The organism is Pseudomonas sp. MPDS, assembly GCF_013283895.1.
In the GTDB taxonomy this organism is placed as follows: Bacteria; Pseudomonadota; Gammaproteobacteria; order Pseudomonadales; family Pseudomonadaceae; genus Aquipseudomonas; species Aquipseudomonas rhizophila.
Window position 1 is genome coordinate 1,621,002 of the sequence record NZ_CP054128.1, and the last position, 20,960, is coordinate 1,641,961.

Genomic DNA, 20,960 nt, shown 5'->3' on the forward strand with positions numbered 1-20,960 from the left:
TTCACGCATTTTGCACCCGCCACACATCCCCTGTGGGAGCGAGCCTGCTCGCGATGACCACGGCACATTCAGCATTGCCGCTTCAGGCAGACCGCTATCGCGAGCAGGCTCGTTCCCACAGTTCTGATTGACGATGTTCACGTATTTTGCACCCGCCACACATCCCCTGTGGGAGCGAGCCTGCTCGCGATGACCGCGGCACATTCAGCATTGCCGTTTCAGGCAGACCGCTATCGCGAGCAGGCTCGCTCCCACAGTTTTGATCGGGGTGTTCACTGATCCGGTGTCCGCCTCAGATCCCCCTTTGGATTTCAAAACTCAGGCAGCGCTGGCCGCAGGTGGGCTCGAAGGCCTAGACTTCGCCAGTCTTCAACCCAGGAACGCCCCGTGACTTCTATCTTCTGGTACGACTACGAAACCACCGGCATCAACCCGCGTTGTGACCGGCCCTTGCAAGTGGCGGGGATCCGTACCGATTTCGAACTCAATGAAATCGACGAGCCGGTGAACCTGTATTGCCAGCCCAGCGAGGACATCCTGCCGCATCCGGCGGCTTGTGCGATCACCGGCATTACCCCGCAATGCCTGGCCGACAAAGGCTTGACTGAAGCCGACTTCATGACCCGTATCCACGGGCAACTGGCCGCGCCCGGCACCTGTGGCGCCGGTTACAACACCCTGCGCTTCGACGACGAAATGACCCGCTATAGCCTCTATCGGAATTTTTTCGACCCGTACGCGCGCGAGTGGCAGGGCGGCAATAGCCGCTGGGACCTGATCGACCTGGTGCGCGCCGCCTATGCGCTGCGCCCCGAAGGCATTGTCTGGCCGCAAGAGGAGGGCCGCGTGACCCTCAAGCTGGAGCGCCTGACCGCCGCCAATGGTATTGACCACGGCCAGGCTCACGATGCGTTGTCGGACGTGCGCGCGACGATCGCCTTGGCCCGTCTGATCCGCCAGAAACAACCCAGGCTTTACGAGTGGCTGTTCCAACTGCGCAGCAAACAGAAAGTCATGGATCAGATCCGCCTGTTGCAGCCTATGGTGCATGTTTCCGGGCGTTTCTCGGCCGCGCGCAACTACATCGGGGTAGTTTTACCATTGGCCTGGCACCCGAAAAATCGCAATGCCCTGATTGTCTGTGACTTGCACCTGGACCCGCTGGGTTTGCTGGACCACGATGCTGAAACCCTGAGGCAACGTTTGTATACCCGCCGTGAAGAACTGCTCGAAGGCGAGTTGCCGGTGCCTCTCAAACTCATTCATATCAACAAGTGCCCGGTGGTCGCGCCGCTCTCGGTGCTGCGTGCCGAGGACCAGCAGCGGCTGCAACTGGACATGGACGTTTATCAGGAGCGTGCGCTGCGGCTAACTGACGCACAGCAAGTTTGGCAGGACAAACTTCAGGCCATTTATGGTCGCGAGGATTTCACGGCCAGTGAGGATCCCGAGCAGCAGTTATACGCAGGCTTCATCGGCGACCGCGATCGTCGATTGTGCGAGCAAGTCCGCATGGCTGACCCTGCTCAATTGGCTTCAGAACACTGGCCTTTTGATGATGAGCGTTTACCGGAGTTATTGTTCAGATATCGCGCGCGCAACTTCCCTGAGACCTTGACCGGCGAAGAGCAGGAGCGTTGGAGACTTTTCTGTCAGCAGCGTTTGTCCTCCCCGGAATGGGGGGCGCCTAATACCTTGCAAAGTTTTGATGAGGCGATGGAGGAATGGATGGCCGTTTCCACGCCATTGCAGCGCGAGGTACTCATAGAGTGGCAGGGCTACAGCCAGCAATTGCGTAAACGTTTAAGCCTTTGAGTGGCGATGAAGTGGGTAAATCGCAGGCATAAAAAAACGCCAGCAATCGCTGGCGTTATTCTGTTCGCATAAAGCGGCGCGAACCGGTGAGGCTTAGCCCAGCAGGGTTGCCCAACCTTCAACCACGTCACCGCCCCACTTGGCTTTCCACTCTTTCAGAGTCTTGTGGTTGCCACCTTTGGTTTCGATGACTTCGCCGTTGTGCGGGTTTTTGTATTGCTTAACTTTGCGAGCGCGTTTGGTGCCGGTAGTTTTTACGGCGCCACGGGTTGCCTTGCTCGATTTGGCTTCTGGATCCAGCATGGCAATGATGTCACGCAGCGATTTCTGGTATTCGCCCATCAGCGTGCGCAGTTTGCCTTCGAATTCCAGTTCTTTCTGCAGCTTGTCGTCTTTGGACAGAGCTTTCAGGCGTTCTTGCAGTTCTTTGATTGCTTCTTCGGTGCTGCGGTATTCATTGATCAAGGACATGAGGACTACCTTATGTAGGACGCGGGTGACAAGGAGACAGTGAGGCAATAGTAATCAGACAGTTTCATCAAGTAAACATTTAACCGATGTTTTATTTAATTAATTAGTGCAGCCTCGCAAAAACGGCGTTGCAGTTAAATACTGAAACACAGTCTTCACATCTGCTCACAAATATAGCGTGTTGCCAAAGGTCCGGCCCATTGCTGCCCGGGCAGACAAATGTGCGCGGCTTGTCATCGATACTGCAGTTTTGCCGCGCAATGGCTAGAATGGCCGCCTTTGTGAAGTTCTGGAGTTCCCCTAATGCGCACTTTTCGGCTGGTGATCGCTTGCCCGGACCGCGTCGGCATCGTTGCTAAGGTCAGTAATTTTCTGGCGTCCCATAATGGTTGGATCACTGAAGCGAGCCATCACTCGGACACTCACAGTGGCTGGTTTTTCATGCGTCACGAAATTCGTGCCGACTCGCTTCCCTTCGGCATCGAAGCCTTTCGTGAGGCATTCGCACCGATTGCCGAAGAGTTTTCGATGGACTGGCGAATCACCGATACCGCGCAAAAAAAACGCGTGGTGCTGATGGCCAGCAAAGAATCTCACTGCCTGGCAGATTTGCTGCACCGCTGGCACAGCGATGAGCTCGATTGCGACATTGCCTGTGTCATTTCCAACCATGACGCCTTGCGCAGCATGGTGGAGTGGCACGGTATCCCTTATTACCACGTTCCGGTCGACCCACAGGACAAGCAGCCGGCGTTTGCCGAAGTTTCGCGGCTGGTCAAACAGCACGACGCCGAGGTGGTGGTGCTGGCCCGCTACATGCAAATCCTGCCGCCTTCCTTGTGCAGCGAATACGCGCACAAGGTCATCAATATCCACCACAGCTTCCTGCCGTCGTTTGTCGGTGCCAAGCCGTATCACCAGGCCTCGATGCGGGGTGTGAAGCTGATTGGCGCCACCTGCCACTACGTGACCGAAGAGCTGGACGCAGGGCCGATCATCGAGCAGGACGTTGTGCGCGTCAGCCACAGCGACAGCATCGAAGACATGGTGCGTTTCGGCCGTGACGTGGAAAAAATGGTACTGGCGCGCGGCTTGCGTTATCACCTGGAAGACCGAGTGCTGGTGCACGGCAACAAGACCGTGGTGTTCTGACTACACTGCAAAGGGCCTGGGCGAGTGATCACCAGGCCCTTTTTTCATGAGGTTCGCCATGACCGATCCATTGGACAAAGCCACCTCCCGAGCCCCGGCGACCCTGGGCGAGGGGTGCCTGAGCCGTTACGATCCTGAAGCGTTGAGCCCGGAGGATGGCACGGAGTTTCCCGACGCTGCGCAACTGTGGAAACAAATGCACCCCGAGGACGAACCAGCGCCTGCAAAGCCTGAAAGCGGTGAAGTCTAAATAGGAGTCACGCCTGTCGCAGCTTGATCAGTTTCTTGATCAATGGTCGCCCGACCATCAAAAAGAACACGGGGCCACCGGCGACCAGATAAAAGTAATAGGTCACCGCCCGCCAGATCAGAATCGCCGCTGCGGCCGTGGATTTGCCCACCATGGGCGCCAGCAGCGCCGCCGAGGTCAACTCTGCCGCCCCGGCGCCACCGGGCAGCAGGCTGAACTGCCCTGCGCTCAAGGAGAGCATCTGGATCAGAAAGCTCCAGGCCCACTGCAAATCCGCCCCCAGTCCTCTCAACGCCAGATACAACACGCTGTAGCGCAGGGCCCAGTGAAGGCAGGTCAGGCCGAAGACCTGGAACAGGGTCTGACGGGGCAATTTCAGGGTGTCGGTAAATGCCGCCAGAAAGTGCAGGATCTTGCGTCCCCAGCGTTGGCGAGTGGCGGTCTTTACCCGCAGATGTCGCAATAACCGAGCGCCCAGCAGAATCAGTTTGCGGTGGTAGCGGGCCACCAGCACGCAGCCGAACAGTCCGCCAAACAACGAGAAGGCACTCAATGCCAGCATCCATTCGATGCTCTGGCTGAGGTTCTGGAACAAGGCATAAAACAGGATGCCGACCAAGGCGCAGAGGAAAAACAGCAGATCGCTCAACTGATCCATGGCAAACACCGCGCTGCCATGGGCCGGACGCACGCCGTTGCGCGCCAGCAACGCCATCAGCGTCAGCGGCCCGCCACTGCCGCCGGGCGTGGCACACATGGCGAACTCGGTAGACATGACGACGCCAATGCTTTTCAGCCGGCCGATGCGCCCGCGGTGTTCACCCAGCAGCAAACGCAGGCGCACGGAGTTCAAGCCCCAGCACAGGACAATCATGCCGAGCATGGTCAGCAGCAGTGACAAGGGAAAGCGCTGCACCCGCGACCACATCTCCCCGCCACCCATCAACCACGGCACCAGTAGCGCCAAGAGCAAGGCGGCGCCCAGCCATATCAGCCGTTTCATGCCGCGTCGCTGACCCGCAGGCCCTGGGTCGCCAGCCATTGGACCTTGGTCATCGGCACGCGGCCGTCGTTGAGCAGACGTTCGAGGGTGCGCAACCAATAATCCCGGGAGAACCCATGGCGCATGTCGACGGGATGCAGGCCAAGGCGAATGACTGGCGCCTGACGCCAGCGCTGTTCACGTTGATCATTGATGACTTTGGAAAGGCCACGGCGCCAGGCGCTGCGGGCGCTCCATACCAGTCCCGGAGCGTCGATCGGGGTGAAGTCCGGCAAGCGATAGAGATGCTGGGGATCGCTGGTGTAACTCAGTGGCAACTGGCGCAGTGCCTGGCGCGTGCCTTCGCTCATGAGCCAGGCCGGAGCGACGAAACCCTCCAGTGGCCACTGGTAGCGCTGGAAGGTTTCGACACCCGCACGCAGGCGGGCGAGGGCTGCCTCCTCGGACAGGCTGTAAAACTCGCCTTCGTGGGTATATACCCGGCGCATGAACCAGTCCTTGGGATGAGTCGCCGGCGGGCCATCGTCGCAATGGTAGTAGCCGTGCAGCACCAATTCGTCGCCGCGCTCGACCCGGTTGTCGAGCAGGCGCCGAAAACCTGGGTGATTCTCCAGCGCATTGGCGTGGTGGAAGTCCGGCACCACCAGCCAGGTCATTGGCACCTGGCCGAGGGCGTCGACAGCTTCGACGAAGGGCTGGTAGTCGGGCCAGGTTTGCGGCGCCACGTCATGCAGCACCAACAGTAGGCTGGGCGATTGATTCATCGACACGGACTTCACCTCAACCATTGGCCAACAGGGGCAGTTGTTCACCCAGGACGCTGTGGTAGTGGCCCAACAGGCTGTTGACCACCGAGTCCCAGGCGTAGTGACGCTCAACGTGCTGGCGCGCCAGCACACCGCGTCGCTGACAGCCTTCGGCAAACAGCTGCCGCACGGCGTTGGCCATGGCCTGTGGATTGTCGGGCGTGCATAGCAGGCCGCAGTCTTCGTGGACGATTTCGGTGAAGGCCCCGGCCGCCACCGCCACCACGGGGATACCGCTGGCCATGGCTTCGAGGATCACCAGGCCGAAGGTTTCCTGGTCACCGGCATGCACCAGGGCATCGGCGCTGGCCATGAGCCGGGCAACTTGCGGCGCCGGACAGAACTCATCGACCACCGTAACGTTGTCCGGCACCACGGCGGGCATGGACGAACCCACCAGCAGCAGGTGGTAACGTTCACCCAGGCGTTTCATGCACTTGAGCAGCACCGGCAGGTTTTTTTCCCTGGAACCGCGACCGGCGAAAATCAGCAGGCGCGTGTCTTCGGCAATTCCCAGTTCGGCACGCAGTTCAGGGTCGCGGGCGGCGGGGTTGAAGGTTTGCAGATCCACGCCCAAAGGCTGCACGTAGACGTTCTTGACCCCCAGCCCGATCAACTTGTCGGCCATGACCTGGCTCGGCGCCAGGACCCGGTCGAAATTGCCGTACAACTTGCTGACATAGGCTTCGATGTTGGGCGTGAACCAGTTGCCCATGCGGTTGCTGACCAGCAGCGGCAGGTCGGAGTGATAGAAACCGATCACCGGCACATCGAGCTGGCGCCGGGCATCCAGGGCAGCCCATGCGGTGAGGTAGGGATCGCCGACTTCAATCAGGTCCGGTTGTAAATCACGCAGGACATTGCGCCAGGGCGCCAGGCGAAGCGGGAAGCGGTAGCCCTTGCCGAAAGGCAGGGCGGGGGCCGGAACCTTATAGATCCCGTCGTGCTCGCTCAGATGCGCGCCAGGGATCAACAGACTGTGACGAATTCCGGGCCGATCACTCAGGCGCCGGTGCTTGGCATCCAGATAAGTGCGCACGCCGCCGCTGGCGGGGGCGTAGAACATGGTTATGTCCGCTATGTGCACGATGAACATCCCTCCGGTCTGTATTCTCCTTTGTTGACCTTTAGTAAGAATAGATGTTCGGTTGGGGTTGTGGGCGGCGGAATGTCTGTCAGCAGTGTGTCGTTTGAGAGGGGCCTATCGCGAGCAGGCTCGCTCCCACCATGGATCTGTGTTGTGCACAAAACCCCGTGGAAGCGAGCCTGCTGGCGATGACGTCAGATGCGGAAACTGCCCACCAGTTGCTTCAATCGCGCCGCTTGCTGCTCAAGGTCTGAGCAGGCGCGCAATGTCGATTGCAGGTTCTCCACGCCTTCCTGGTTCAGCGTGTTGATCTCGGTGATGTCCACGTTGATGGATTCCACCACGGCCGTCTGCTCCTCGGTGGCGGTGGCCACTGACTGGTTCATGCCATCGATTTCACCGATGCGCTGGGTCACGCTGTTCAGGCGCTCGCCGGCCAGGTTGGCGATTTCCACGCTTTCCTGGCTGTGGCGCTGGCTGTCGTTCATGGTCGTGACCGAATCCCGGGCGCCGACCTGCAACTCCTCGATCATGGTCTGCACCTGTTGCGCCGATTCCTGGGTGCGGTGGGCCAGGTTGCGCACTTCATCGGCCACCACGGCAAACCCGCGCCCGGCCTCCCCGGCCCGGGCTGCCTCAATTGCAGCATTGAGGGCCAGCAGGTTGGTTTGCTGGGAAATGCTGGTGATCACCTCCAGGATCTGGCCAATGTTCACGGTTTTGCTGTTCAGCGATTCAACGTTGCTGCTTGAGGCACTCAGCAAGTCGGACAAGCGATTCATCGCGGCAATGCTGCGATCCACCACTTGTTGACCATCCTCGGCCAGGCCACGGGCGTCGCTGGCCTGATGGGAAGCTTGCGCTGCATTGCGGGCGATTTCCTGAGCAGCGGCGCCTAATTGATTGATGGCCGCGGCCACGCTGTTGGTGCGGCTGGCCTGCTCGTCGGAATTGACCATCGAGGAGTTCGACGCGCTCACCACCCGCAAGGCGACTTCGTTGACGTGTTCGGTGGCGGAGGACACTTCGCGGATCGAATTATGGATACGCTCCACGAAACGGTTGAACGCCGTGCCCAGAATGCCGAACTCGTCCTGATTCTGGATCGTCAGACGTTTGGTCAGGTCGCCGTCGCCATCGGCAATGTCTTCCATCGCCCGGGTCATCACATGCAGCGGTTGGATCAGCAAGCGGATCAACATGCTCAGCAGTGCAATGATGAACGCCACGGCAATGACCGTCGCCACGACGGCCGAGGTGCGGAAATCGCTGAGCATCGAGTAGGCCTTGTCTTTATCCACCGACACGCCGACGTACCAGTTCACCGAGGGCAGGCCTTTGATCGGCGTGAAGGTCACGATGCGCGTTTGACCATCGACTTCGACTTCGCTGATCTGGTCGCTGATCTTCGGGGTGTTCGTCGGGTAGGCTTCGGCCAGGGTTTTCATGACCAGGGCTTTATCCGGGTGTACCAGGATCTTGCCGTCGGCGCTGATCAGGTAGGCATACCCCATGCCGTCGAAATTCACGGTCTTGAGGTTGTCCACAATGGTCTGCAGGCTCAGGTCGCCGCCCACGACACCGACATTTTGCGTGGCGTTTTTCGAGGCGCTGGCGATGGAAATGATCAGCCCGCCGCTGGCAGCGTCGATGTAGGGTTCGGTCAGGGTCGAGGTGCTGCTGCTTTGTGCGCCTTTGTACCAAGGACGTACACGCGGATCGAAACCGTCAGGCATCTTCGCATCGGGGCGAATGATGAAACTGCCCTGGGCATCGCCAAGGTAGGACGCCATGAAGGTCGAGGTCAGCGCTTTCTGTTCCAGCAGGTGGGTGACGCTGCTCGGGTCGGGGGTGACGGCGATGTTCTGGGCCAGGTTCTCGATAAGCAGGATGCGGCCGGTCAGCCAGGTCTGAATGTTATTTGCCGTGACAGCACCCATTTCATGCAGGTAGCTGTCCAGATCGTCACGGATGGCATTGCGTTGCAGGTAATCGTTGTAGGTCGTGAAGGAAGCGAAGGCTGCAATCACGATGAGCGCGGCGGCTATTAGAATTTTATGGCTAAAGCGCAGGTTTTTATTCATGGCAGGGGGTCCGCTAAGGTCTTGATACGCTAAGCGTGCTTATATATAAGCGCGCAAAAATGGCTTCATAGTGAAAAAAAGCTGATATTTCCTCCTCTCCTTAGGGAATTATCCGACCTTGTTTCAGTAGGGTCTGTCGCTTTAGATATCGGCCATGCAAGGCCATAGATTAACCACAGGTGACGAAATGCCTGACTCATCGCAACTTGTTATTGGCGCCGACCTTACCGGCCAACCCATCGCCCAGGCCATGTGCCTGGCCAACCGGCATGGTCTGGTGGCAGGTGCCACCGGCACCGGCAAGACCGTCACCTTGCAACGCCTGGCCGAGACGTTCAGCGATGCCGGCGTTGCGGTATTCGCCGCAGACATCAAGGGCGACCTGTGCGGCCTCGGCGCCGCCGGCAACCCCCAAGGCAAAGTCGCCGAGCGTATCGCCGGCATGTCCTGGCTCGGCCACAAACCCCAGGCTTATCCGGTGACCTTGTGGGACATTCACGGCAAATCCGGTCATCCGCTGCGCACCACCCTGAGTGAAATGGGCCCGCTGTTGCTCGGCAGCCTGTTGGAACTCACCGACAGTCAGCAATCGGCGCTGTACGCGGCCTTCAAGGTTGCCGACCGCGAAGGCCTGTTGCTGCTGGATCTCAAGGACTTGAAGGCACTGCTCAATCATCTCAGGGACAACCCTGAGCTGCTGGGGGACGACGCCGCTTTGATGACCACCGGTTCCAGCCAGGCTTTGCTGCGGCGCTTGGCCACATTGGAGCAACAAGGCGCGGATGCGCTGTTCGGTGAGCCGGCCTTGCAGCTTGAAGACATCCTGCAACCGGCCAGCGACGGCCGCGGCCCTATCCATTTGCTGGACGCCAGCCGTCTGGTGCATGAAGCACCAAAAGTCTACGCAACGTTCCTGCTCTGGCTGCTGGCCGAGTTGTTCGAGCAATTGCCCGAGCGCGGCGACGCGGACAAACCGCTGCTGGCGCTGTTCTTCGATGAGGCCCATCTGCTCTTTGCCGATACCCCCAAGGCGTTGCAAGAGCGGTTGGAGCAAGTGGTGCGGCTGATTCGCTCCAAGGGCGTGGGGGTGTACTTCGTGACCCAGTCGCCAGGAGACTTGCCGGACGACGTGCTGGCGCAGTTGGGCCTGCGCATCCAGCACGGCTTGCGGGCCTTCACCACCAAGGAGCAGAAATCCCTGCGGGCGGTGGCGGACGGTTTCCGGCCCAACCCGCAATTCGATGCGCTGACGGTGCTGACCGAGCTGGGTATTGGCGAAGCCTTGGTGGGCACTTTGCAGGAAAAGGGCACGCCGCAAATGGTCCAGCGTGTGCTCGTGGCGCCGCCACAATCGCGGATTGGGCCGTTGACCGACGCTGAACGCGCCGGGCTGATCGCCCGTTCCCCTTTGCAAGGGCGTTATGACAAACCCATTGATCGCGAGTCGGCCTATGAAGTGCTGATGGGGCGCAAGGGCTTGGAGCCGCAAGCCGAAGAGGCACAGGGCAAGGCGAGCGCTGAAGAACCGAGCTTCACCGACAAGGCCGGGGAATTTCTCGGTACGGCGGCCGGCCAGGCATTGAAATCGGCGATGCGCCAGGCCGCCAATCAGTTGGGACGGCAACTGGTACGTGGGTTGATGGGGTCGTTGCTGGGGAGCAAAAAGCGCCGGTAACCGGCTCGGCACAGTTCAACATTGTGGGAGTGAGCCTGCTCGCGATGGCGATTCAACGGGCGCCAAATGTACCGACTGATCTGCCGCTACCGCGAGCAGGCTCGCTCCCATAATTGATCTGTGTCGTACACAAAGTCTGTGTTCACTGAAGATCCCCTGTGGGAGCGAGCCTGCTCGCGATAGCGATTCAACTGGCGACCTGGATGTCAGTCCTTGGGCCGCGCATGTGCCGCCAACCGCTCCAGCGCCGCCCGCAGGTTGGGGTCGGTGATGCCATCGGCGGTGGCCTGGATGGTGGCGGCTGCGTCGGTGGACAAGTCCAGCGTGTGCCCCTTGACGGCGACTTGCACCGTGGGCGGTTGTACCTTGAACAGAATCCGCGTCAGGCCGGCAAATTCCTCGAACGCCTGCAATTGCCTCAGCAGGCGCTTTTGCTGATAGCGCAAGCGCGTGGCCCAGTGACCGTCCGTGACGATCAGCAGCAGGCTGCCTTCGCGCCAGGAGGCCACGTGGCAGTGCTCGCGAGCGGCGGGCTGTAGTTGGCTGTCCAGCAGGCGCTGCAAGTGACCCAGTCGTTTGGCGTGGCCGAAGATGGCTTTCAGCGGTTTGGCTTCGCGCAGCAGAACGGCGGGAACCTTGGCTGGAAGAGGGCGAAAGGCCATGAACGAATACCGCAAGTGACAGAGGCGCCATGGTAGCAGAAAGCGCCGAGTGCGCCGCGACCGCTCGCCGCGGGCGCCCTTGTCCGCGCAATCAATGAATAACTTCTCTCGTTTGTGGGTTGAAGTTCGCGCAAAAGCCCTTATTTTAGGGAGGCCCCGTCACAGCGCTGTGCCAGCATCGTGGAATAACGCCACTTTCCTCACCATCGTTTCCGGGTAGAATGCTCGTTCGCATGCGGCCATGAGGGCTGCACGGGCGACTCACGGGGCCGCCCTCCATCCCTTTAGTGTGGAAGATCCTGCCGATATGTTTGCGCCTTTGTTAAAGAAACTTTTTGGAAGCAAGAACGAGCGTGAAGTCAAACGCATGCTCAAGACGGTACAGATCGTCAATGCCTTCGAAGAGCAAATGGTGGCCCTTTCGGACGATCAGTTACGCGCCAAGACTGCCGAATTCAAGGACCGCATCGCCAAGGGGGAAACCCTTGACCAGCTCCTGCCCGAAGCCTTCGCGGTTGCCCGTGAAGCCGGCAAGCGGGTGATGGGCATGCGTCACTTCGACGTTCAGTTGATCGGCGGCATGACCTTGCACGAAGGCAAGATCGCTGAAATGCGTACCGGTGAGGGCAAGACCCTGGTGGCGACACTGGCGGTATACCTCAATGCACTGTCCGGCAAGGGCGTGCACGTGGTGACGGTCAACGACTACCTGGCCCGTCGTGATGCCAACTGGATGCGTCCGCTGTATGAATTCCTCGGCCTGACGGTCGGCGTGGTCACGCCGTTCCAGCCGCCGGAAGAAAAACGCACCGCCTACGCTTGCGATATCACCTACGGCACCAACAACGAATTCGGTTTCGATTACCTGCGCGACAACATGGCGTTCAGCATGGATGAAAAATTCCAGCGTGAACTCAACTTTGCCGTGATCGACGAAGTCGACTCCATTCTCATCGACGAAGCCCGTACCCCGCTGATCATTTCCGGTCAGGCCGAGGACAGCTCCAAGCTGTACATCGAGATCAACAAGTTGATCCCGCAGCTGGAACTTCACGTCGAAGAAGTCGAGGGTGAAGTGACCAAGGCCGGCCATTACACGGTCGACGAGAAGACCCGTCAGGTCGAGCTCAATGAAGCCGGTCACCAGTTCATCGAGGAAATGCTCACCCGCGTCGGCCTGCTGGCCGAGGGCGAGAGCCTGTACTCGGCCCATAACCTGGGCCTGCTGACCCACGTCTATGCCGGCCTGCGTGCGCACAAGCTGTTCCATCGCAACGTCGAGTACATCGTCCAGGACGGCCAGGTCGTGCTGGTGGATGAGCATACCGGCCGGACCATGCCGGGCCGTCGTCTGTCCGAAGGCCTGCACCAGGCCATCGAAGCCAAGGAAGGTCTGAACATCCAGGCCGAAAGCCAGACCCTGGCCTCGACCACTTTCCAGAACTACTTCCGCCTGTACAACAAGCTGTCCGGCATGACCGGTACCGCCGACACCGAAGCGTTCGAATTCCATCAGATCTACGGCCTGCAAGTGATGGTGATCCCGCCTAACAAGCCGCTGGCCCGTAAAGACTACAACGACCTGGTGTTCCTCACCGCCGATGAGAAATACGCGGCGATCATCGCCGACATCAAGGAATGCATGGCCCAGGGCCGTCCTATCCTGGTGGGTACCGCCACGATCGAAACCTCCGAGCACATGTCCGCATTGCTCACCAAGGAAGGTATCGAGCACAAGGTCCTCAACGCCAAGTTCCACGAAAAAGAAGCCGAGATCATCGCCCAGGCCGGTCGCCCGGGTGCCCTGACCATTGCCACCAACATGGCCGGCCGTGGTACCGACATCCTGTTGGGCGGCAACTGGGAAGTGGAAGTGGCCTCCCTGGAAAACCCGACGCCCGAGCAGATTGCGCAGATCAAGGCCGACTGGCAGAAGCGTCATCAACAGGTGCTCGAGTCCGGCGGTTTGCAGGTGATCGCTTCCGAGCGTCACGAATCGCGTCGTATCGACAACCAGCTGCGTGGCCGTGCCGGTCGCCAGGGCGATGCCGGTTCCAGCCGCTTCTATCTGTCGTTGGAAGACAGCCTGATGCGTATCTTCGCCTCTGATCGGGTGAAGAACTTCATGAAGGCCCTGGGCATGCAGCCGGGCGAAGCGATCGAACACCGGATGGTCACCAACGCCATCGAGAAAGCCCAGCGCAAGGTCGAGGGCCGCAACTTCGATATCCGCAAGCAATTGCTGGAGTTCGACGACGTTAACAACGAACAGCGTAAAGTGATTTATCACATGCGTAACAGTTTGTTGGCCGCCGACAACATTGGCGAAACCATCGCAGATTTCCGCCAGGACGTGCTCAACGCAACCGTCAGCGCCCACATTCCGCCGCAGTCGCTGCCTGAGCAGTGGGATGTCGCCGGTCTGGAAGCTGCCTTGCAGAGCGACTTCGGCGTGGCGTTGCCGATCCAGCAATGGCTGGACGAAGACGATCACCTGTACGAAGAAACCCTGCGCGAGAAGCTGCTGGCCGAACTGATCGCCGCGTACAACGAGAAAGAAGACCAGGCCGGCGAAGAAGCGCTGCGCTCCTTCGAGAAGCAGATCGTACTGCGGGTGCTGGACGACTTGTGGAAAGACCACCTGTCGACCATGGATCACTTGCGCCATGGTATCCACCTGCGTGGTTATGCCCAGAAGAACCCCAAGCAGGAGTACAAGCGCGAGTCGTTCACGCTGTTCTCCGAGTTGCTGGATTCGATCAAGCGCGACTCGATCCGCGTGTTGTCCCACGTTCAGGTTCGCCGCGAAGACCCGGCCGAAGAAGAAGCCCGTTTGCGTCAGGAAGCCGAAGCCTTGGCCGCGCGCATGCAGTTCGAGCACGCCCCGGCCCCAGGCCTGGAAGTTGCCCAGGAGGAGGGCGCCGAGGTGGATGTTGCCTTGGCGACCGCGCCGGTACGTAACGAGCAGAAGCTGGGCCGCAACGAGCTGTGCTATTGCGGTTCGGGCAAGAAATACAAGCATTGTCACGGGCAGATTCAGTAACACCCGTTTCAAGCGCTGAACGACCCGCGCCGCGACCGGCTTTCAGCCGTCGCGGCGTTTTGCCATTTTGATTCGCCGTCTCGATTAGGCGGTGTCGATTTATCTATTTAGGAGCGCATTCATGGCTGTTGGTCTTGGTCCGTTGCCAACGTTGCACCCGGTTGCCGGTTTTGAACTCGGTATCGCCTCGGCGGGCATCAAGCGCCCAGGGCGCAAGGATGTCGTGGTCATGCGTTGCGCCGAAGGCTCGACGGTTGCCGGCGTGTTCACCCTCAACGCCTTTTGCGCCGCGCCGGTCATCCTGGCCAAGCAACGCGTGCAGGGGCCGGTGCGTTACCTGCTGACCAACACCGGTAACGCCAACGCCGGCACCGGCGCGCCAGGCCTGGCCGCCGCCGAACGCACCTGCGCCAAGCTGGCCGAACTGACCGGCGTCGACGCCAGCCAGGTGCTGCCGTACTCCACCGGGGTGATCGGCGAACCGCTGCCGGTCGAGAAGATCGAAGGCGCGTTGCAGGCCGCTCTGGATGACCTGTCGGAAAACAACTGGGCCGCTGCCGCCACCGGCATCATGACCACCGACACGCTGCCCAAAGGGGCCAGTCGTCAATTCCAGCACGATGGCGTGACCGTGACCGTCACCGGCATCAGCAAAGGCGCCGGCATGATCCGCCCGAACATGGCGACCATGCTTGGCTACATCGCCACTGACGCCAAAGTCTCCCGGCAGGTGCTGCAAGACCTGATGCTCGACGGCGCCAACAAGTCGTTCAACCGCATCACCATCGACGGCGACACCTCCACCAACGACTGCTGCATGCTGATCGCCACCGGCAAGGCCGACCTGCCGGAAATTACCGAAGCCAGCGGTGCGCTGTTTGCCGCCCTGAAGCAGGCGGTATTCGAAGTCTGCATGGAAGTGGCCCAGGCCATCGTCCGTGACGGCGAAGGCGCGACCAAGTTCGTGACCGTGCAAGTCAACGGTGGCGGCAACCATCAGGAATGCCTGGATGTTGGCTACACCGTGGCGCACTCGCCGCTGATCAAGACCGCGCTGTTCGCCTCCGACCCGAACTGGGGCCGGATCCTCGCCGCCGTCGGCCGTGCCGGTGTGCCGGACCTGGACGTGAGCAAGATCGACGTGTTCCTCGGTGAAGTCTGCATCGCCAGCCAGGGCGCACGCGCCGCCACCTACACCGAAGCCCAGGGCGCGGCGGTGATGCAGCAGGAAGAAATCACCATTCGTATCGAGCTGGGACGTGGTGATTGCAGCGAAACGATCTGGACGACTGATTTGTCCCACGAGTATGTGAAAATTAACGCGGAATATCGGACTTAACAGTTCGGGACCGAGTTGCTGCCATTGCGAGCAGGCTCGCTCCCACAGGGATTGGTTGGGTGACCTGGACCTGTTCACACCACCGATCCACTGTGGGAGCGAGCCTGCTCGCGATGGCGCCAGTACAGCCTCCACAACACCCCAAGAAAGGATTCCAGACTTGAGCCTGCACCTGATCATCGGCGACAAACACCTTTCCTCCTGGTCCTTGCGCGGTGCGCTGGCCCTGGAGTTGACCGGCGCAAAGTACACCGAAGAGCTGGTCAGGCTCGACCAACCGGACACCCGTGAGAAACTGCTCAAGTATTCAGCCACCGCCAAAGTCCCGTTGCTCAAGACCGAATTCGGTGTGATCGCCGACTCCCTGGCGATTGCCGAATACCTGGCTGAACAGTTTCCCGATGCGGGCCTCTGGCCCAGGGACGTCGCGGCCCGGGCTCAGGCACGTTCGGCCTGTGCACAAATGCACAGCGGTTTTTTTGCTATCCGCAGCCACATGCCGTTTGACCTGCTGCGCGATGCGCCGCTAGTGCCCATGCCGGCGGAAGTTCAAGCGGAAATCCAGCGGATGCTGGCACTGTGGGCCGAATGCCGTGCGGCGGCTACTGAAGCCGGGCCCTACCTGTTTGGCCGCTTGAGCCTGGCCGATGTGTTCTTCGCGCCGGTGGCCGTGCGCTTGCGCACCTATCAGGTGGCGTTGCCCGAGGTCGATGCGGCCTATGTCGAAACTATCTATCAATGGCCGGCGTTCAAGGCGTGGCAACAGGCCGGCCTGGAGGAAACAGCGCGGTGAAACGAGTCCATGTAGCGGCGGCGGTCATTCGTGACGCTGCCGGCAAAATCCTGATCGCCCGACGGGCCGACACCCAGCACCAGGGTGGCCTTTGGGAGTTTCCCGGTGGCAAGGTTGAGGCGGATGAGTCCGTCGAAACCGCCCTGGCCCGCGAACTTCATGAGGAGCTGGGCATTGTCGTCGCCGCCGCCCGGCCGTTGATCAAGGTGCGTCACGATTACCCGGATAAACAGGTGTTGCTGGATGTCTGGGAAGTCTCGGCGTTCACCGGCGAGCCCCACGGTGCCGAAGGGCAGCCGTTGGCCTGGGTCACGGCCCGGGAGCTTTTGAACCATGAGTTCCCGGCGGCCAACCAGCCGATCATCGCGGCGGCTCGTTTGCCCGGCGAATATTTGATCACCCCTGAAGGCCTCGAAACGCCGCAGTTGCTGCGCGGCATGCAAAAGGCTATCGCCGGCGGGATCAAACTGGTCCAGCTGCGCGCGCCCAACGGCTACGACCCGAAGTACCGCGATCTGGCGGTGGATGCGGCAGGTTTGTGCGCCGGCAAGGCCCAGTTGATGCTCAAGGGGCCTTTCGAATGGCTGGGGGATTTCCCGTCCGCCGGCTGGCACATTACCGCCGCGCAATTGCGCAAGCATGCTGCGGCCGGTCGTCCTTTCGGCAAAGACCGTTGGCTGGCGGCGTCCTGCCACAACGCCGAGGAGCTGTCTCTGGCGCAGCAGATGGACGTGGACTTCGTGACGCTCTCGCCGGTGCAACCGACCCAGACCCATCCCGAGGCCCAACCGCTGGGGTGGGAAGAGGCTTCGCGGTTGATTGAGGGCTTCAACAGGCCGGTGTATCTGTTGGGCGGGGTGGGGCCTGACGAACGGCAGCAAGCCTGGGCCGCTGGGGCGCAGGGTGTGGCGGGGATTCGGGCGTTTTGGCCTGGGCCTTGATTGGTTGGGATGACTGATCGTTCCCACGCTCTGCGTGGGAACGCCTCAACGGACGCTCCGCGTTCGGCTCTGGAGGGACGCGGAGCGTCCCGGGCTGCGTTCCCACGCAGAGCGTGGGGAACGATCATGCAGGTCATCAACTCTCGGGCTTGGCAGCCGCCACCCACAACACCTCAGCCACCCCTTGCCGCCGGGCAATGACCCGCGCCGCGACGAATAACAGATCCGACAACCGATTGATATACGCCAGCCCCGGCCCGGCCAGTGGCTCCACGGCGTTCAACTGCTGACAACGGCGTTCGGCGCTACGGGCCAGGCTGCGGCAGACGTGGGCCTGGGCGATCAGTGTCGAGCCACCGGGCAGGATGAAGTTCTCCAACGGTCCCACTTCTTCGTTCCATGCATCGATGGCTGCTTCCAGGCGCTCGACTTCCAGCATGTTCAAGGCCTGATAAGCCGGCATCGCCAGTTCACCGCCCAGGTCGAACAGCCGATGCTGACAAGGCGCCAAGACCTCGATCAGCTCCTGTAGCGCCGGATATTCAGCAGCCTCTACCGCGAGGCTGGCGAGCAACAATCCCAACTGACTGTTGAGCGTGTCCACCTCGCCAATGGCCTCGACCCGTGGATGGTCCTTGGCTACACGGCGACCATCCCCCAACCCGGTCTCACCTTTGTCGCCGGTGCGGGTGTAAATCTTCGACAGGCGAAAACCCATGTTCAGCGCTCCAGTTGTTTGTGTTCCTGCGGCGCCATTGAGGTGCCGGTCAATGGCAGGCGCAAGGTGAAGCAGGTGCCCTGGCCCGGCGCCGACTGCACTTCCATCTGGCCCTTGTGATTATTGGTGATGATGAAATACGACACCGACAGCCCCAGCCCGGTCCCTTGGCCGATTTCCTTGGTGGTGAAGAACGGCTCGAAGGTGCGTTTGCGTACGTTCTCGCTCATGCCGATGCCGTTGTCCTCCACCTGGATCTCTGCCCACGGTGGGTTCAGCCGCGTGCGCAGGATAATGCGCCCGGGTTCGCTGTCGTCCTGGCGTTGATGGATCGCCTGGGCGGCGTTTTTCAGCAGGTTGAGCAGCACCTGCTCCAGCTCGTTGGCGGTGCCGGGCACCGGGCCCAGGTTGGGGTCGAACTGCCGGATGATCGCCTGGCCCTTGAAATCGAAACCGATTGCCAGGTCGAAGTCGTTGCCGGCGATCTCCACCGCCTGGTCGATCAGTGCCGGCAGGTCGCAGGGGGCCATCTGCCGGGTGCTGCGCCGGCTGAAGCTGAGCATGTGGGTGACGATTTTCGCCGCCCGGGCGCCGGCCTGCTGGATGCCGTCGAGCAACTGCGGGATTTCCCGGCTTTGCAGGTAAAGGTTCACCCTTTGCAGTTCGATATTCAGTTGTTCGGCCTGTTCGATGTTCTTCGGCAGCTCCGGCGACAGGCGTCGGCGGATGTTTTGCACGTTGTGCAGGATGGCTCCCAGCGGGTTGTTGATTTCATGGGCCATGCCCGCCGCAAGACCGCCGACCGAGAGCATCTTTTCTGATTGCACCATCATTTCTTCCAGCGACAGGCGTTGGGTGATGTCATCGATGCGGATCACCACGCCGCGTCCGGCGCCGCCCATCAGTGGATAGAAAGTGAGGGCGTAGTGCCGGGCCTCGTCGTCCTTGGTCCAGGTGACGCGTTCGATCTTCGCCACCGTGTGCTGTTCGACCGTTTGCTTGAGCTGCGGCAGGTAAGGCTTCAGCGGTTCGAAGGCGAGGAAGATCGGCTGGTTCAGCGCTTCGTCCAGGCGTGTGCCGGAGAGGGCGCTGGCTTCTTGGTTCCATTGGGTGACGTAGAGCTGTTCGTCGAGGGCGATCAGGGCCGAGGGCATGGAGTCGATAATGCTGTTGAGGTAGTTCTGGAAACCGGTGAGCTTTTTCTCGATCTTGCTGCGCACCTGGACTTCCAGCTCCAGTTTGCGATTGGTGTGGCGGGTTTCTTCCGCCAGGCCCTGGGCCTGGTCGTAGGCGGCCTGGGAGTCGTCACGCGCGCGCTTGAGTTGCTGCTCCCGGGCTTCGATCCGCGAGAGCATGGTGTTGAACGCCTCGGCCAGGCTGCCGATTTCGTCGTGGTTGCCGCGGGCGGCGCGCAGGGAATAGTTCTCCTCGCGGGTGACCTGGCGCGACAGTTCCTCGAGCTGATGAATCGGCTGGGTGATCAGGCGTTTGATCTGCTGGGCAATGACCAGCCAGAGCAACACGCTGAAAATCAGGATGCCGAGGCTGGCGGTCAGGGTGCCGGTGTAGAACGCCGTCGGCAGTTCGCTGCTGGCCACCAGCAACAGATGACCCGGCGCCGTCCCCGGGCGGGGCAGGGTGATGACCTGATTGCTGCGAAACTCACTGGCTTGCCACGCCTGCATGTGGCGGTAATGGTCCGGCAGCTTGAGCTTTTCGCCCTGTTGCAGTTGCGCCAGGCGTGCGCCCTCGCCGTCATACAACGCAGCGGCCCGCAACGGCGCGTAGCTGTTGAGTTCATCCAGCAGGCGCTGGGCGGTCTGGGGCGACTGCAGGGCATCGGCGATCAGGCTCGGGTTGGCCACCAGCCGACCGATGGTCTGCAGGGCCTGGGGCGCCATGCTTTCCTGGGAAATGTAATAGGCGGCGCTGATAAAGGTCAGGTTGGCCACCAGCAGGACGGTGGTCAACAACACCAGCAGGGCGGCCAGCAGTTTCTGGCCGACCGGGAGGTTTTCAAGGCGCTGGCGCAATGGCATCGGACTCTTCGTTTAAAAGGAACACGAGGGCCAGCGTAGCCGCTGCTCAGTCGCCGGGCAATCCGAGGTTGTTCAAGTGGGTAATCAGTCGCTGCCGCAATTGTTCCAGGTGTGGCACCGGTAACCGGTGGCGCTCGGCAACCTTGCAAGCGTGGCCGAGCAGGTAGCTGATTTCGGTGCGGCGGCCATGGGCGACGTCCTGGTACATCGAGGAGTAGTTGGCGGCGGTGGCCTGGATGACCCGTTCGACTTCCGGCTGCAAGTCTTCGGCCGCCATGGGCTGGCCGCAGCGTTCCAGCAGGTCCGTGAGTTCCGCGCAGAGGGTCGCCACTTCGCAGTGATGCGCCTGCAGGCCGCCGTTCTTGCAGTGGTGCAGGACGGTCAGAGGGTTGATGGCACAGTTGAGCGCCAGTTTGCGCCAGAGCCGGGTGAGGATGTCAGCCGTCCATTCGTGGGGTATGGCGGCGGCGGTGAGGTCGTCCAGCCAGATCGGTGCCACCGGGTGCGCGGGGTCACCCAGCCAGGTGTAGCCGTGGCCGGCAAACACCACGCGCCAGTCACCGTCGCGGAATGCCCCTTCGGTACTGGAGGCACTGATGCAACGGGCCAGGGGTATACGATTGGCGACCGCGTCCTGACTGCCCAGGCCGTTCTGCAGCAGGATCAGTTCCGCGTCGGCGCTCAGGCGATGGGCCACAGAAGCCACGGCCGCTTCGGCGTCATAGGCTTTGCAGGCCAGGAGCAGGCGTTTGATCGGCTCGGGGGCGTCGGCTGTTTGCCCGGGGACCGGGTAATGTTGGGCCTGGCCCTGTTCCACTAGCGTCAGACCGCCGGCGGCCCGATAGGCCTGCAAGCGTTGTTCATTGCGCAGTACCAGCCGAACCGGCAAACCGGCCCGGGCCAGGCGCGTCGCCCACAACGTACCGAGGCTGCCGGCCCCCAGGACATGCCAGGTAGTAGGCATCAGTTTTTTACTCGGTTTGGCGCAGGCATCTGGGGGCTCGCAGTGTCGACAGGAAAAGACCCGTTATAATGAGCCCGATTTTAACCACAAGCCAAGCACGCGCCTTTGTTACGGGCGC

At 61.0% G+C, this 20,960-nt stretch carries 17 protein-coding genes and 1 pseudogene; 8 read left to right on the plus strand and 10 right to left on the minus strand.

Annotated elements, in window-relative coordinates; translation table 11 throughout:
• The first annotated feature begins 387 nt into the window (after positions 1 to 387).
• Positions 388 to 1,815 (plus strand): exodeoxyribonuclease I, encoded by a 1,428-nt coding sequence (gene sbcB, locus HQ912_RS06955; RefSeq protein ID WP_047227095.1) that lies wholly within the window; start codon positions 388 to 390, stop codon positions 1,813 to 1,815.
• Positions 1,816 to 1,908: 93 nt separating this feature from the next.
• On the opposite strand, the gene mvaT is transcribed toward sbcB, so the two are convergent.
• On the minus strand, positions 1,909 to 2,286 hold the full coding sequence (mvaT, locus tag HQ912_RS06960) for a histone-like nucleoid-structuring protein MvaT (protein WP_047227094.1): 378 nt from the start codon (positions 2,284 to 2,286) through the stop codon (positions 1,909 to 1,911).
• Between the two features lie 303 nt (positions 2,287 to 2,589).
• On the opposite strand from mvaT, the gene purU reads away from it, so the two are divergent.
• Positions 2,590 to 3,438: a formyltetrahydrofolate deformylase gene (gene purU / locus HQ912_RS06965; protein ID WP_092393378.1), complete on the plus strand. Its 849-nt coding sequence runs from the start codon at positions 2,590 to 2,592 to the stop codon at positions 3,436 to 3,438.
• 58 nt (positions 3,439 to 3,496) lie between these two features.
• Entirely contained in the window at positions 3,497 to 3,688 is a 192-nt protein-coding gene (locus HQ912_RS06970; protein ID WP_047227092.1) for a hypothetical protein, read from the plus strand.
• A gap of 7 nt (positions 3,689 to 3,695) precedes the next feature.
• Here the strand turns inward: HQ912_RS06970 and HQ912_RS06975 are convergent, their stop codons facing one another.
• From HQ912_RS06975 to HQ912_RS28065, 5 genes and pseudogenes are all read right to left on the minus strand, one after another.
• Positions 3,696 to 4,691, minus strand: a complete 996-nt coding sequence (locus HQ912_RS06975; protein ID WP_047227091.1) for a lysylphosphatidylglycerol synthase transmembrane domain-containing protein — start codon at positions 4,689 to 4,691, stop codon at positions 3,696 to 3,698.
• Positions 4,688 to 5,455, minus strand: coding sequence for a DUF2334 domain-containing protein (locus HQ912_RS06980; protein WP_173407516.1), 768 nt, complete (start codon positions 5,453 to 5,455; stop codon positions 4,688 to 4,690). Before HQ912_RS06980 ends, HQ912_RS06975 begins: the two co-directional genes overlap by 4 nt.
• 16 nt (positions 5,456 to 5,471) lie before the next feature.
• Complete coding sequence (locus tag HQ912_RS06985) at positions 5,472 to 6,593, minus strand: glycosyltransferase family 4 protein (protein WP_047227089.1); 1,122 nt, start codon at positions 6,591 to 6,593, stop codon at positions 5,472 to 5,474.
• Between the two features lie 185 nt (positions 6,594 to 6,778).
• The gene (locus tag HQ912_RS28060; protein WP_370695207.1) at positions 6,779 to 7,543 is read right to left on the minus strand and encodes a methyl-accepting chemotaxis protein; all 765 of its coding nucleotides are present in this window, start codon (positions 7,541 to 7,543) and stop codon (positions 6,779 to 6,781) included.
• A 93-nt stretch (positions 7,544 to 7,636) separates the two neighbouring features.
• Positions 7,637 to 8,668, minus strand: a pseudogene (locus tag HQ912_RS28065) (cache and HAMP domain-containing protein); the annotation flags it as partial.
• Positions 8,669 to 8,855: 187 nt separating this feature from the next.
• Here HQ912_RS28065 and HQ912_RS06995 point away from each other — a divergent pair.
• Positions 8,856 to 10,343, plus strand: coding sequence for a helicase HerA-like domain-containing protein (locus tag HQ912_RS06995; RefSeq protein WP_173406616.1), 1,488 nt, complete (start codon positions 8,856 to 8,858; stop codon positions 10,341 to 10,343).
• A 206-nt stretch (positions 10,344 to 10,549) separates the two neighbouring features.
• On the opposite strand, the gene HQ912_RS07000 is transcribed toward HQ912_RS06995, so the two are convergent.
• The gene (locus tag HQ912_RS07000) at positions 10,550 to 11,005 is read right to left on the minus strand and encodes a DUF721 domain-containing protein (protein WP_047227086.1); all 456 of its coding nucleotides are present in this window, start codon (positions 11,003 to 11,005) and stop codon (positions 10,550 to 10,552) included.
• Between the two features lie 307 nt (positions 11,006 to 11,312).
• Here HQ912_RS07000 and secA point away from each other — a divergent pair, with 307 nt between their 5' ends.
• The 4 genes from secA to HQ912_RS07020 all read left to right on the plus strand — a co-directional run bounded on the left by secA (position 11,313) and on the right by HQ912_RS07020 (position 17,121).
• The gene (gene secA, locus HQ912_RS07005) at positions 11,313 to 14,048 is read left to right on the plus strand and encodes a preprotein translocase subunit SecA (protein ID WP_047227085.1); all 2,736 of its coding nucleotides are present in this window, start codon (positions 11,313 to 11,315) and stop codon (positions 14,046 to 14,048) included.
• Between the two features lie 121 nt (positions 14,049 to 14,169).
• A complete protein-coding gene (gene argJ / locus HQ912_RS07010; RefSeq protein ID WP_047227084.1) occupies positions 14,170 to 15,387 on the plus strand; it encodes a bifunctional glutamate N-acetyltransferase/amino-acid acetyltransferase ArgJ in 1,218 nt (405 codons plus the stop codon).
• A gap of 160 nt (positions 15,388 to 15,547) precedes the next feature.
• Complete coding sequence (locus HQ912_RS07015) at positions 15,548 to 16,180, plus strand: glutathione S-transferase family protein (protein ID WP_173406617.1); 633 nt, start codon at positions 15,548 to 15,550, stop codon at positions 16,178 to 16,180.
• Positions 16,177 to 17,121: a Nudix family hydrolase gene (locus HQ912_RS07020; protein ID WP_047227082.1), complete on the plus strand. Its 945-nt coding sequence runs from the start codon at positions 16,177 to 16,179 to the stop codon at positions 17,119 to 17,121. Before HQ912_RS07015 ends, HQ912_RS07020 begins: the two co-directional genes overlap by 4 nt.
• A 136-nt stretch (positions 17,122 to 17,257) precedes the next feature.
• Here the strand turns inward: HQ912_RS07020 and HQ912_RS07025 are convergent, their stop codons facing one another.
• The 3 genes from HQ912_RS07025 to HQ912_RS07035 are packed head-to-tail and all read right to left on the minus strand — an operon-like array spanning position 17,258 to position 20,842.
• Positions 17,258 to 17,839 (minus strand): cob(I)yrinic acid a,c-diamide adenosyltransferase, encoded by a 582-nt coding sequence (locus HQ912_RS07025; RefSeq protein WP_047227081.1) that lies wholly within the window; start codon positions 17,837 to 17,839, stop codon positions 17,258 to 17,260.
• A gap of 2 nt (positions 17,840 to 17,841) precedes the next feature.
• A complete protein-coding gene (locus HQ912_RS07030; protein WP_173406618.1) occupies positions 17,842 to 19,878 on the minus strand; it encodes a HAMP domain-containing sensor histidine kinase in 2,037 nt (678 codons plus the stop codon).
• Between the two features lie 46 nt (positions 19,879 to 19,924).
• Positions 19,925 to 20,842: a putative 2-dehydropantoate 2-reductase gene (locus tag HQ912_RS07035; protein ID WP_173406619.1), complete on the minus strand. Its 918-nt coding sequence runs from the start codon at positions 20,840 to 20,842 to the stop codon at positions 19,925 to 19,927.
• Positions 20,843 to 20,960 lie beyond the last annotated feature (118 nt).